At 56.8% G+C, this 12,797-nt stretch carries 18 protein-coding genes and 1 tRNA gene; 18 read left to right on the forward strand and 1 reads right to left on the reverse strand.

Translation table 11 applies throughout. The features are described from left to right. Nucleotides 1-121: 121 nt before the first annotated feature. Nucleotides 122-198: transfer RNA gene (locus tag PHI30_RS07470), tRNA-Arg, on the reverse strand. A gap of 167 nt (nt 199-365) precedes the next feature. On the opposite strand from PHI30_RS07470, the gene PHI30_RS07475 reads away from it, so the two are divergent. The 18 genes from PHI30_RS07475 to PHI30_RS07560 all read left to right on the forward strand — a co-directional run bounded on the left by PHI30_RS07475 (nt 366) and on the right by PHI30_RS07560 (nt 12,741). Continuing rightward, nucleotides 366-629 (forward strand): helix-turn-helix domain-containing protein, encoded by a 264-nt coding sequence (locus tag PHI30_RS07475; RefSeq protein WP_300026041.1) that lies wholly within the window; start codon nt 366-368, stop codon nt 627-629. Beyond that, a complete protein-coding gene (locus tag PHI30_RS07480) occupies nt 622-804 on the forward strand; it encodes a DUF6011 domain-containing protein (RefSeq protein WP_300026043.1) in 183 nt (60 codons plus the stop codon). The genes PHI30_RS07475 and PHI30_RS07480 overlap by 8 nt, the downstream gene beginning before the upstream one ends. A 5-nt stretch (nt 805-809) precedes the next feature. Beyond that, nucleotides 810-1,139, forward strand: coding sequence for a hypothetical protein (locus PHI30_RS07485; protein ID WP_300026046.1), 330 nt, complete (start codon nt 810-812; stop codon nt 1,137-1,139). A gap of 99 nt (nt 1,140-1,238) precedes the next feature. Further along, a complete protein-coding gene (locus PHI30_RS07490; protein WP_300026048.1) occupies nt 1,239-1,490 on the forward strand; it encodes a hypothetical protein in 252 nt (83 codons plus the stop codon). Further along, entirely contained in the window at nt 1,487-2,830 is a 1,344-nt protein-coding gene (locus tag PHI30_RS07495; protein WP_300026050.1) for an RNA-directed DNA polymerase, read from the forward strand. The genes PHI30_RS07490 and PHI30_RS07495 overlap by 4 nt, the downstream gene beginning before the upstream one ends. Next, nucleotides 2,766-4,472 (forward strand): DUF6273 domain-containing protein, encoded by a 1,707-nt coding sequence (locus PHI30_RS07500; protein ID WP_300026052.1) that lies wholly within the window; start codon nt 2,766-2,768, stop codon nt 4,470-4,472. Before PHI30_RS07495 ends, PHI30_RS07500 begins: the two co-directional genes overlap by 65 nt. 12 nt (nt 4,473-4,484) lie before the next feature. Next, on the forward strand, nt 4,485-4,637 hold the full coding sequence (locus PHI30_RS07505) for a hypothetical protein (protein ID WP_300026053.1): 153 nt from the start codon (nt 4,485-4,487) through the stop codon (nt 4,635-4,637). Nucleotides 4,638-4,639: 2 nt separating this feature from the next. After that, complete coding sequence (locus PHI30_RS07510; RefSeq protein ID WP_300026056.1) at nt 4,640-4,771, forward strand: CD1375 family protein; 132 nt, start codon at nt 4,640-4,642, stop codon at nt 4,769-4,771. A gap of 54 nt (nt 4,772-4,825) precedes the next feature. Next, the gene (locus PHI30_RS07515; protein ID WP_300026057.1) at nt 4,826-4,957 is read left to right on the forward strand and encodes a hypothetical protein; all 132 of its coding nucleotides are present in this window, start codon (nt 4,826-4,828) and stop codon (nt 4,955-4,957) included. Between the two features lie 63 nt (nt 4,958-5,020). Continuing rightward, entirely contained in the window at nt 5,021-6,577 is a 1,557-nt protein-coding gene (locus PHI30_RS07520) for an IS30 family transposase (protein ID WP_367186355.1), read from the forward strand. A 214-nt stretch (nt 6,578-6,791) separates the two neighbouring features. Next, nucleotides 6,792-7,412, forward strand: a complete 621-nt coding sequence (locus PHI30_RS07525; RefSeq protein WP_300026059.1) for a hypothetical protein — start codon at nt 6,792-6,794, stop codon at nt 7,410-7,412. A gap of 9 nt (nt 7,413-7,421) precedes the next feature. After that, nucleotides 7,422-7,715 carry a hypothetical protein gene (locus tag PHI30_RS07530; RefSeq protein WP_300026062.1) on the forward strand — a complete coding sequence of 98 codons (294 nt, stop codon included), beginning with the start codon at nt 7,422-7,424 and terminating at the stop codon, nt 7,713-7,715. A 263-nt stretch (nt 7,716-7,978) separates the two neighbouring features. Next, on the forward strand, nt 7,979-8,293 hold the full coding sequence (locus PHI30_RS07535) for a hypothetical protein (RefSeq protein WP_300026065.1): 315 nt from the start codon (nt 7,979-7,981) through the stop codon (nt 8,291-8,293). Nucleotide 8,294: 1 nt separating this feature from the next. Next, entirely contained in the window at nt 8,295-10,223 is a 1,929-nt protein-coding gene (locus PHI30_RS07540) for a V-type ATP synthase subunit I (protein WP_300026068.1), read from the forward strand. A gap of 21 nt (nt 10,224-10,244) precedes the next feature. Next, on the forward strand, nt 10,245-10,769 hold the full coding sequence (locus PHI30_RS07545; RefSeq protein WP_300026070.1) for a V-type ATP synthase subunit K: 525 nt from the start codon (nt 10,245-10,247) through the stop codon (nt 10,767-10,769). A 23-nt stretch (nt 10,770-10,792) separates the two neighbouring features. Next, on the forward strand, nt 10,793-11,386 hold the full coding sequence (locus PHI30_RS07550; protein ID WP_300026072.1) for a V-type ATP synthase subunit E: 594 nt from the start codon (nt 10,793-10,795) through the stop codon (nt 11,384-11,386). 15 nt (nt 11,387-11,401) lie between these two features. Beyond that, a complete protein-coding gene (locus PHI30_RS07555; protein WP_300026075.1) occupies nt 11,402-12,406 on the forward strand; it encodes a V-type ATPase subunit in 1,005 nt (334 codons plus the stop codon). A gap of 14 nt (nt 12,407-12,420) precedes the next feature. Next, a complete protein-coding gene (locus PHI30_RS07560; RefSeq protein ID WP_300026078.1) occupies nt 12,421-12,741 on the forward strand; it encodes a V-type ATP synthase subunit F in 321 nt (106 codons plus the stop codon). The last annotated feature ends 56 nt before the right edge of the window (nt 12,742-12,797 follow it).

A 12,797-nucleotide genomic window follows, 5' to 3' on the forward strand; every position in this document is an offset into this window, starting at 1 on the left:
AATATACACAAAAGCACATCCTTTTTGTCACAAAAGGAAACCTTTTTACGTGGAGATTCCGGAAGATAAAACCGCTTGAAAAAACAAAAATTCCTTGAAGCCAAATGACTTCAAGGAATTTTGGTACGCCGTGAGGGATTCGAACCCCCGGCCTTCTGGTCCGTAGCCAGACGCTCTATCCAGCTGAGCTAACGGCGCATGTCTCACAGACAGCTTAGTTATAATAGCACACTCATTTTCGAAATGCAAGAGTTTTTTTCTCTTTCTTTTCTTTTGGCAGGAACTAATATTAGATTGTGCAAAGGTCATAGACCGACGCACAGTCTTATTTTTTTATCTAAACCGACGCGAAAGAAGGTGAAACAGTGGAAAGGCAGTTCAGAACGATCGAGTTCGAGGACCGGAAGACGATCGCTTCCATGTATGAAGGCGGCGTCAGAACGGCCGACATAGCCGACCAGATCGGCGTGTCGCGATCTACGGTCTACACGGAATTGAAACGCGGACAGGACGGCGTCACCCTGGACAAGAACCTTCGGTTCAAATACGACCCCGTTCTGGCCCAGAAGCGAGTCCGGGAAGGACTTCGAAGACGCGGAAGAAAGAAGGAGGAAAACCGAAATGTCTGATACTTGCGGACGTTGTGGCCGGCGTCTTAAAAATCCGGCCTACATAGAAATCGGCTTCGGCCGCACCTGTGCCGCGAAAATGGGGATCGCCCTTCCTTCGAAGCGAAAGCCGAAGGACAAGCCCGACCGCCAGGATCACGACCAGGAACCCGCGCCGGCCGCCGAAGGGCGGTGACGGCCGTGAAGTGGGACATCACCACCCAGGAACGGAACAACCTTGTCGAAGCGCACCTGGGCGCGATCTGGTGGACTATCAATAAGAATCGACGCCTGATCAGCGCCGCCGGACTGGACGACGAAGACGTCTTTCAACAGTTGGCGATCCGCATGATCCGCGCCTTCGCCTTCATGGGCCTGTGGGTCTTGTTTTCCTGGCTGGCTGGTGCTTTTGATCCTACACCAGAAAGGAGGGACCCGCGTGAAGTATCGCCCGAAGACACTGACGCCCGTTCAAGTCGGACAGGTCGTGAAGGCCCTGATCCTTATGGGCGCGCAAAAAGTCACCGTTGAAGAAGTAGAAAAGGACCGTTTCGTCGTCACCACAACAACCGAAACGGCCCATTCAAAAAAGGTTTAACTGCATTATAGCAGAGAAAGGAACGGTTTTCAATGCCGAATCTTAATTTCTATGACACCGACGCCGTGAAGGCGTTCGTCCTGAATATCCTGATCGAAAACGAAGAACTTCGTTCTTCTATTGAGTTTGAGCGCCGCCAGTCGAACGTCTGGTTCAAGGACTACACGACACAGAAGGAGCGCGCCGAAGCCGCCGAAGCGAAGATCGCCGCCCTGGAAAAGACGGCTGACGACCTGGCCGCCGAGCGGGACGGCGCCCTGGCGGAAGGGGGCGCTGACCAGTGAAGATCACAAATGCCCTGTCCCTTCCGGCCCCCTTCGTCAGCCTGGCCGAAGGCGACGAATACCCTGTCGCCGCGAATGAATACCGCGTCACGTCCCTTCTGAAAGGAACCCGCGAAACAATCCTGGAACGCCGCCACGGCGCCGAGATCACCCGCGACGTTTCCGATATGGTCTGGCTTCTGTTCGGGACCGCCGTTCATGGAATCCTGGAACAGCACCAGGAAGGCGGGTCCCAGTTGAAGGAAGAACGGATCAAGGTCCCGTTTGAAGAATATGTCCTGTCCGGAAAGTTCGACCTGTACGACGACGAAACGAAGATCGTCACCGACTACAAGACCGCTTCCGTGTGGAAGATCATCTTCGGCGACTTCTCCGACTGGCGCCGCCAGACCTTGATCTATTCCTGGATCGACGGAGAGGACAGCGACAACGTCCTTCCGCCCTGTTCTTTCCTGGAAACCGCGTCCGTAGAGGACGAAGGCGACAGCCTGTGCGACTATGTCCTGGAACCGCTTCTGTCGAAGACATTCATATATGACAACTACGCGAGCCAGAAAGGCAAAGGGACACACTTCGGCCTGGACCGCCTGAAAGTGTTCATGCAAAGATATTACCGGCAGTTCGGGGCGGACGGCTGGGTCTTGAAGTGTGATATTACGAAATACTTTTACCGGATAAATCATGGCGTTTTGAAGACACAGCTTCGGCGGCTGATCACCGATCCCGACGTCTTGTGGCTTCTGGATATGATCGTCGATTCCACGGAAGGAACAGGAATCCCGATCGGGAACCACACTTCACAATGGTTCGCGGTCCTGTACCTGTCCGGCCTGGATCACATGATCAAGGAACGCCTTGGAATCAAGCTATACGGCCGTTATATGGACGACTTCTATTTGATTCACCCAGACAAGGACTATTTGATCTATTGTCTGGACGAAATCAAAAAGTTCCTGGTCCCGCTGGGCCTGGAACTGAACCACAAAACGGCCATTTTTCCGCTATCCCAGGGAATCGACTTCCTGGGATTCCGAACCTACATGACGGACAGCGGAAAAGTTGTCCGCAAGATACGCCGCGACAGCAAAAACCGGATCAGGCGGAAACTGAAAAAGTTCCGTCACCTTCTGGACGAAGGCCAGATCACCTTCGAAACAGTGGTCCAGTCTTATTCTTCATTGACAGGCCACGCTGAACACGGAAACAGTCACCACCTGATCAGGCAGACGGACGAACTGTTCTACACCCTGTTCAAAAAAGAAATGGAGGAATACCATGCCGAAACTAATGTCGACGTTACCCGTTGGCGCGGTCGTGAAGTCGGTCAACACGAAGTATAACGGCGCCGCGATCCGCTTCATAGTGGGACACCAGGCGTCCGACCGCGTGAAACTGGTCACAGAACGGATCATCACCATGAAACCCTTCGACGCGAAGGAGTCTTCCAACCCAAACAGTAGCCGCGCCAGTTACGGAAATAACCGTTATAGCCAGTCCAATATTGATCAATGGCTTAATAGCGCGGCCGCCGCCGGCGGCTGGTATTCGGCGCGCCATTCCTACGACGCCCCGCCTTCAAGCGCGAACGTCTGGTCCAACTATAACGAATACGATCAGGAAGCCGGATTCCTGTTGTATTTCGAAGCGAACTTCCGGAACGCCCTTCTGGACGACACAATCACGATCGCGAAAAACACCGTCACCGACGGCGGCGGGTCCGAAACGATCACGCGGAAGGTCCGCCTTCTGACCGAAACCGAAGTCGGCCTGGGCAACGAAAACGGGATCGCCGAAGGGACCGTCTGGTCCTACTTCAACAGCGTCGCCAGGCGCCAGGCATACCCGACCGCCGAAGCGGTCAGCCAGTCCGAATATAAGGAGTCCGGTCTGAACGCTTCCGCCTACTGGTATTACTGGCTGGCAACCCCGAACGCCGGCAGCGCGAACGACGCGCGGTTTGTCACTTCGGACGGCAGTTTGGGCTACTACAACGCCTGGCACGGCTACTATGGCGTTCGGCCGGCTTTGTTTTTGGCCCCTGGTACTCTTGTATCTGATACAGCGGACACCGACGGAGCCTATATCATTCAGTGGAATCAGCCGCCCACAACCCCGACAAACATTTCCCACGGAACCCCGCGCGCCGGTCAGCCCTTGGCGATCACGACCGGCGGGTCCACCGATCCGGAAGGAAACGCGATCAGTTACGTCTGGGAACGGCGCGTCGATTCTGGCGCCTATGTCCAATTAGGGATCACCACGGCGAAGACGATCACCGACACCGTTCCCACGTCTGGAACGAACTATCAGGTCCGCGTGAAGGCCGTCGACGCCAACGGCGCCGAATCTGCCTATAAAACCGGCAACGCCACGGCCATTTCCTACAACACGAACCCCGTGATCAGCGGGACCGACCAGAACGTCGGCGCGAAGACCGCGCCGTTCACCTACAATTACACGATCACGGACGGCGAAGCCGCTTCCCAGACCTTGACCGTCACGGAAACCCTGACCAATGGTTCCGAAACGATCACCCTTCGGACGTTCACGGCCACAAGCGGCACACAGAACACGGCGAACCTGACCGACGCCTGGCTTCGCCTTCTGGCCGGAAGCCATGTTTTGAAAATCTTCGTCACAGACGGTGCCGGCGGAAGCGCGACGCGACAGATCACATTCAGCCGCACCGTGACCAGGATCGCATCTTCTCGCGCGATCACCACCGACGCAAAGGTGACGAAGTGTTTCATTTCCCTTTACCCGTCCGACCGGCCGGCCGACGCGACGCTTCACTGTGAGGTCACGAACAACCCGTTCGACACGACCCCCGTCTGGGAGGACATCACAAGCAAGATCGGGAAGTTCGTCCACACCTTCGCAAATACCACCGTCGCCAGCACTTACGGACTGGCCTATCGCTTCTATATCACGAAGGGGACCCAGACGATCGAAGTGGTCCAGGCGACGATCCGCTTCGCATAAGGAGGAATTAAGATGTTTGATCCGGAAAAATGTGACCATGTTCCAATGAACCAGAAGACGGAGCCGGAACGGATAATTGAACAGCTTCGGGAAGAAAACGAACTTCTGAAAGGCTGTATCATGGAAATCTGCGACGTCGTCTTCTCCAATCAGGAAGGGGTGTAACAATGTCGAAACTGGTTCAGCTATACGTCGACGAAGTCAAAAAAGGAATGAGCCTTGAAGACGTTCCTTCCGGACTTCGCGCAAAGGTCGAAGCCGCCCTGGCGGCCGACAAAGAGGAAAACGGGGTGGTCTAAATGCGGACCACCGTTTTCATAATTCTCACAAGGATTTTATTCGGAAAGGAGTGTGTGGAAATGCTTGTTCGTCTTTATGCTGGCGAAGTGATCATGGAAAAGATCACCGTCAACGAAGTTCCGGCTGGCCTTCGCCCCCGCGTCACCGCGTACCTGGTCGACATGGGATATATGGACGCCCAGTAATCGGAATGCGGCCCCTGGAAACGGGGGCCGTCATTTTTTATGCACAGAAGGGAGCAAAGAGGAATGATTAAAAGTAAGGACTTCGTCGACAAGCTGAAAGACGTCGCGAAGAATCACAAAACCCTGTATGTCATGGGGTGCTTCGGCGCGCCCTTGACCGGCGCGAACGTGACCCGCTACTGTACGAACCACACCTATAACAAGCAGAGCGCCAGAACTGCCATGATCAAGGCGGCCGCCGATCAGGCCCCACCCGTCTTCGGCTTTGACTGTGTCTGTTTGATCAAGGGCGTCCTGTGGGGCTGGGCCGGCGTCGCTTCCCGCACCTACGGCGGCGCCGGATATGCTGTGAACGGCGTTCCTGACATCGGGGCGAACGAAATGATCACGAAATGTCAGGGCGGCGGATCGACGGCCGGCTGGGCCGACATGGTTCCTGGCGAAGTCGTCTGGCTTGAAGGCCACATCGGCGTCTATATCGGTGACGGCCTGGCCGTTGAGTGTTCCCCAAAGTGGGAAAACAAGGTCCAGATCACAGCCGTCGCGAATATCGGTCAAAAGGCGGGATATAACGCCCGAAAGTGGACAAAACACGGCCGCCTTCCCTGGAACGACCGCCTTCGGATCGAATCTTTCCTGAAATGCGGGAAGTCCGTCCAGGAAATCGCGGACGAAATCGGGGTCCACCGGAACACGATCTATAACGAGATCAAGAGGGGCCAGACCGTCCAGCGGACGTCGGACCTGATCGACCGCGAAGTCTACTGCGCCGACACGGCCGAACGGAAGTATAGGATCAATCTTTCTGCGAAGGGTCCGGCCTTGAAGATCGGCGCCGACTGGCGCCTGGCCGACCACATCGAACAGCGGATCGTCGAACAGGGATATTCACCGGCGGCCGTACTGGGAGAGATCAAGGAACAGGGCCTTCACTTTGAAACGTCGATCTGTGAAGCGACGCTGTATTCCTATATCAAGAAAGGAATCTTCCTGACGCTGGAAAGTTCCAACCTTCCGAACGGCGGGAAAAAGAAGCGCCGCTATAAGCGGGTCCGCAAGGTGGCGGCCAGGCCGGCGGCCGGAACGAGCATTGAAGACCGCCCTGTCGAAATCGAAGACCGCGACGAAGTGGGACACTGGGAAATGGACTGTGTCGTCGGAAAGAAGTCGACGAAGAAGACCCTTCTTGTCCTGACTGAACGTAAGTCGCGAAAAGAAATCATCGTTCTTATGAAGGACCACACGGCCGAAAGCGTCGTCGCCGCCCTGGACCGTCTTGAACGACGCTATGGATCAATGTTCAGCGAAATCTTTCAAACGATTACAGTTGATAACGGGTCAGAGTTTGCGGACTGTGCCGGAATGGAAAAGTCCTGTCGCCGGAACGGCAACAGGACAAAGGTATATTATTGTCACCCGTATTCTTCATACGAGCGCGGGACAAACGAAAATCTGAATAAAATGATCCGCCGCTGGTTCCCAAAGGGGACGGACTTCCGGAAGGTGACAGCGAAGGCCGTCCAGGCTGTCGAAGACTGGATCAACGCCTATCCCCGCGAAATACTGGGCTTCCGGACGGCTGACGCCGTGTTCGCCGACGCCCTTCCAGGCATGGCCTGAAAAGTTTTTTCGCCTTTTTTACAATTTAATCTTGACTTTTGCGTCTTTCTTTTCTTTTTGCGATGCCGCAGCGGTGGCGACGGCTATTTTTCCACAGAAGCGGTCGGAATATCAGCGCTTCTGCCCGAAAAGCAGTTTTTTGAGGAACTCTTGTCAATGAAGAAATTCTGTGATACAGTAAGAAAAATACCGATAGAATAAAGGCGGTGGAAGTGTGGAAAATTATCCGATTAAAAGCGTGACGTTCGGCGGATTTGATAAGCAGAGTGTCATTGAGTATATTGAGCGGACCTCTCAGGAAGCGACTGCGGCCCAAGAGGCACTTCAGGAGGAAAACGAACGGCTGCGCCAGCAGCTGGAGGAATCCGCCCGGGAGGCGGAGGAGCTTTCCCGCCAGGTGGTAGACTTGACGGCCCGGCAGGAGCAGATGCAGGAAGAATTGAAGCAGGAGGCCGCAGCCCGGCAGTCTATGGAGCGCCTCCGCCCGCTGGAAGAAGAGGCTGCCCAGCTTCGCGCGGAGCTTCAGGCGCTGCAGCCGGACGCGCAGGCCTATGCCCAGATCCGCGAGCGCATTGGCGCCATTGAGTGCGAAGCCCGCAAGCGGGCGGCGGACCTGGAAGGCGCAACGGCGGCGCAGATGCGAAAGACAGTGGAGCTGTTTCGCGCCCAGTATCAGGCGCTGATGAGCACCTTTGAGACGACGGCGTCCTATGTGACCGGCGAACTGCGAAAGGTGGAGGTCAATCTTTCCCAGCTGCCCCGGGCGATGGACCGTTCCGGCGCGGAGTTCAATGAATTGGCGGCTCTATTGGATAAACCCCGCAGGGAAGAATGAGAATCCAACATGGAGAAGAAGCCGGTCAAGGTGGCCGACTTCTTCTCTTTGCCATACCCGCCTGACGGAAATACAAATTTTTGGTATGAATTGTCGCTGCCAAGCCCAAAATATAACGGTGTCTCCTTCCGCGTCATTGCATGGAAGCACGCAAATATGCACAAAGTTTGGCGGGTGAGGTTTGGAGGTATTTACAAAAAAGAAAAACGCAAAAGAGAACGGACAGAGAAGGCGTGGACCCACAGCGTGGGAATCCGCTCAATAACCGGTAAAAAAGTTCATTACAAGTACAGATTTGTTTAGAAAGAAACGCTGCCGGGATTGGCGGGGAGTTCCGGAAATTGTGGTGTAAATTTTAGCAAAATCCGTAAAATTATTTGATTTGTATAAAATGACCTTGCAAAGAATTGCTTGGTGAATTATACTAAGCCACATCCGGAGACACAAACCATCCATGTAGCATTTGCCGAGATGAATGCATGTTTTTGCATACTGTGCATACTGGATGTACCACCGGGCGAAGGAATGATCAGAACTGCAATCGCAGGAGAGAAGGTGAACGTGAAATGTCCTTTGAGGTAATTGAAAAAATTACGCAGGTAGAAACCAAAAATCAGGAGCGCAAGGCGGCGGCGGAAGCGGAGGCACAGAAGATGATTGCCGAGGCAGAGCAGGCTGGGCTTGCGCTCTTGCAGCAAACGCGCCAGAGCGCGGCGGAACAGGGAAAAACCATGCTTCGACAGGCGGAGGAGCGCGCCGCAAAGCAAGCTTTGCAGATCCAAAGTGCCGCGCAAAAGGAAGCGGATGCGCTCAAAAAGACAACAGAGGACCGTCTGGAGGCAGCGGTGGAATTTATCGTCGAAAGGGTAGTGAAAAACTGAAATGGCCATTGTAAAAATGAAAAAGCTCCGTGTGATCGCAATGGCCGCGCGTCGTGAGGAACTGCTCAAGGGGCTGCTGCATCTTGGCTGCGTGGAGATCAGCGAGCCGGCGGATGAGATGGCCGACCCGGCATGGGCCGCCCTTTTAAGACGGGAGACCTCCCGCCTTGGCGAGACCCGAAGCCAGATGACGGACGTTTTTGCCGCCCTCGCGGCCATCAAACGCTGCGGCGCGCAGAAAGACGGCTTATTCATCCAGCGGCGGAGCGTTTCTGAAACGGAGTTTCTCGAAGGCGCTGCACTGGAGCAGGCGAAGGAAGTCAGCGACCGGGTGGGCCGGGCGCTGGAGAGTCTCAGTCGGCTGCAAAGCGAAGAGAACCGGCTGCTTTCCCGTCAGGCGGGTCTGCGGCCGTGGAGCTCTTTGGATATGCCGCTGGAGACGGAAGAAACGGCCCACGCGGTGATTCGGATGGGTGTGCTTCCCGGCGGAACGGATGTGGGCGCGATCCGAACGGCGCTTTCGGCGGAAGCTGCCGCGGCGGAATTTTATGAGATCAGCGCGGACAAGCAGCAAAGGTACTGCCTTTTGATCTGCCATAAGGCGGAAGAGGCGTGCGTACAGGAGCTGCTCCGGCCATACAGCTTCAGCGTGACGGCCTTTCAGGGCGTCACCGGAACAGCTGCCGAGAATTTGCAAAAGCTGGAGACGCAGCTATCCGAAAACCGGAAGGAGCAGGAAGCGGCCCAGGCGGTGATCGCCGAAAGCGCCCAGTCCCGGGACGCGCTGCGGCTGTATGCAGACAGACTTACCGCCGAGGCGGCGAAGGATGCCGGGACGGAGCGGCTGCTCACCGACGGGACCATCCTCTTTTTTAAGGGCTGGGTGCCCTTGGAAAATCTGGAGAAGGTCAGCGGATTCCTGGAGGGACTGGGGTGCGCGTGGGACGCATCGGACCCCGACGAAGCGGACTATCCGGAGGTTCCCGTAAAGCTGAAAAACAACTGGCTCACAAGACCCTTGAACATGGTGACGGAGATGTATTCTCTGCCGGCCTATGACAATGTGGACCCCAACCCGCTGATGGCGCCGTTTTTTATCCTGTTTTACGGGATCATGATGGCGGACATGGGCTACGGCCTGCTGATGATGCTTGGATCGCTGTTTATCACCCGGAAATACCGGCCAAAGGGGACGGCGGGACACCTGTTCAGTCTGCTGGGCCTTTGCGGCGTCAGCACCTTTATCATGGGTGCCATTACCGGCGGCTTCTTTGGGGACTTCCTCACCCAGGCGGTCAAGCTGACCACCGGCGGCGACTTTGCCCTGCCGGCCCTCTTCACGCCGCTGAACGACACGCTGATGATTTTGATTGGCGCCATGTGTCTGGGCTTTGTGCAGATACTCACCGGCATGGTCATCAGCTTTGTGCAAAAGGTGCGCAAGGGGCAGATTCTGGACGCCGTGTGGGAGGAGGTCACCTGGTGGGTGGTCTTTGCCGGCATCGCCCTTGCGGTGCTGGGCGTGACGAATCTGCTGCTGTACGTGGGCATTGTGATGATCGTGGTCGGCTCCGGCTGGAACGCAAAGGGCTTCGGCAAGGTCACGGCAATCTTTGGGTCCCTGTACAACCATGTCACCGGGTACTTCGGCGACATTTTGTCCTATTCCCGGCTGATGGCGCTGATGCTGGCGGGCAGCGTGATCGCGCAGGTGTTTAACACACTGGGCGCCATCCCCGGCAATTTCTTTGTTTTCCTGATAATCTCCATGGCCGGCAACGCGCTGAACTTTGCGCTGAACCTGCTGGGATGCTACGTCCACGACCTGCGGTTACAGTGTCTGGAGTATTTCGGGAAATTTTATCAGGACGGCGGAAAGCCCTTCCGGCCGCTGGCTATGGACACCAAATATGTGGATATCAACGGGTAAATATTAAAGGAGGAAATCATCATGGATATGACTCAAATTGTGGAAATGCAGCAGAGCCTGACGTTTTTAGGCTCCATCGGCGGTCTGGCACTGGCGCTTTTGGGCGCGGGACTTGCGGCGGTCCTCTCCGGTATCGGCTCGGCAAAAGGCACCGGCATCGCCGGCGAGGCGGGCACAGGGCTTCTTTGCCAGGACCCCTCCAAGTTCGGTAAGGTCATGATTTTGCAGGTCATCCCCGGCACCCAGGGCCTCTACGGCCTCGTGGTGTGGTTCTTTGCCATCTATCGCATGGGCCTGCTCTCCGGGACGCTCCCCGCACTGACCATTGCGCAGGGGATGCAGTATCTCTTTGCGTGCATGCCTATGGCGCTGGGCGGACTGTTCTCCGCGATTGCGCAGGGCCGCGTGGCTGCTGGGTCCATCAACATTCTGGCCAAGAAGCCCGACGACTGGGCCAAGGGCATGGTGCTTTGCATCACCGTGGAGTTCTACGCGATTTTGTCGCTGCTGGCATCCATGCTGATGATCATCAATATCAGCGGCTGATCCCGTAGAAAGGGGATTCAACCATGAACGGAATCGAAAACATTACCCGGCGCATTGACGAGGAAACGCAATCGGAAATCGACCGGATTCTGGAAGCTGCCCGGGCGGAAGCCGCCGAAATCACCGCCCGCTATCAATCGCAGGCGGAGGCGGAGCGCACGGCCCAGGCGGAGCGAAATAAGAAGGCCGCCGCTGAGCGGGAGGAGCGTCTGGCCGGCATGGCCAATCTGGAGGCCAGAAAGGTAAGCCTTGCCGCCAAACAGGAACTGGTGGAGCGGGCATACGATCTGGCGCTGCAAAAGCTTTGCGCGCTGCCCGCCGATCAGTATACGCAGACGGTTGCGGCGCTTCTGGCGCAGGCGGCGGCGGATGGCCGCGGCGAGGTGATCTTCGCCCCAGAAACACGCAAGCAGCTGGGCGCGGAGGCGGTGGCGCTGGCCAACGAAAAGCTGGGCGGCGGCAAGCTGACGCTCTCCGGGGAGACGCGGCCCATTCTGGGCGGCTTTATCCTCAAGCGAGGCAATGTGGAGGTCAACGGGACCTTTGAGACGCTGGTGCGTCTGCAACGGGCGGAAACTTCCGGAGCGGTGGCAAAGCGGCTGTTCCCGGAAGCTTAACAAGGAGGAAGCGTCTTGGCAAAAAAAATCAAAGACACCGATTACCTGTCGATTTCCGCGCGGATCAGAGCCATGGAAACTACGCTTTTGACTTCGGCGCAGATGGAACAGCTCCTGGAGGCCCGGGGCGACGAAGAGGTATTCAAGATCTTGCAGGAGTGCGGGTATCCGGAGTTGGACGCCACGCGGCCGGAGGCGATGGACGCAGCCCTCTCGGCGGCGCGGGAGACGATGCTGGCGGATCTTTCCACCGGCGCTCCCGACCATCGGTATATCGACATTTTTCAGTTGAAGTACGATTATCACAATGTAAAGACTCTGCTCAAGGCCGCTGCGGTGGGGGTTGAAGCCGACCATATGCTGATGGATATGGGCAGGATCGGCGCCGCAGAGCTGAAGGAAGCGCTGGAGAGCGGCCAGACGGAGTCGCTTCCGCCGATGCTCGCCGCCGCGGCGGAGGAGGCAAAAGAGGTGCTGGACACCACCCGGGACCCCCAGCTTTCCGACATCACGCTGGACCGCTGGTATTATCGGGAGATGGGCGAGACGGCGGCAGCCACCGGCAGTGCGTTTTTGCAGGGCTATGTGCGCGCACAGATCGACGCTGCCAATTTGCGCGCTGTGGTCCGCACGGTGCGCATGGGCAAGAGCGCGGAATTTTTAAAGAGTGTTTTGCTCCAGGGCGGCGAGATCAGCGCGGACGCGGCGGCGAAGGTCGGCGTGGCGGGCGGCAGCGGCCTTGCGGAGCTGTACGGCCCCACGGCCCTGTCCGCAGCGGCGGAGGCGGGCGCCGAAGCGCTGCGCTTCGGAACGCTGACCCGGTTTGAAAAGCTCTGCGACGACGCGGTGGGCGACTATCTTGCGCAGGCAGAGCTGGTCCCCTTCGGAGAAGCCCCGCTGGTGGGGTATCTTGCGGCCAGAGAGACGGAGTATACCAATCTGCGCATTTTGCTGATGGGGCGCGGGATGGGCATTGCCCCCGATGTGATCCGCTCCCGGCTCCGTGAGACTTATGTGTAAGGCAGGGTGAGAAGATGGCGACAACGTATCGTATTGCCGTAATCGGCGATTGGGAATCGGTCATGGGCTTTCGCGCGCTGGGGCTGGACACCTATCCGGTGACGAGCGCGGAGGAAGCGAAGGAGCGTGTCTTGGAGCTTGCCAAAGGCGGCCAATGCGCGGTGATCTATTTGACCGAACAGCTGGCAAAGAACATGGGCGACGTGATCGCCCACTTTAAGGATGAGCTGCGGCCCGCCATCATCCTCATCCCCGGCAGAGAAGGCCCGCTGGGTATCGGAAGAGACAACATTCAAAGAGCCATCGAGCGGGCGGTGGGCAGCAATATTCTGTAAAGATAATCGGCTTTACACAGCATGGTAAATAGCCTCGGAAGAGAATTTTCCAAGGA

Source organism: Oscillibacter sp. (assembly GCF_028693505.1).
Taxonomy (GTDB): Bacteria; Bacillota; Clostridia; order Oscillospirales; family Oscillospiraceae; genus Oscillibacter.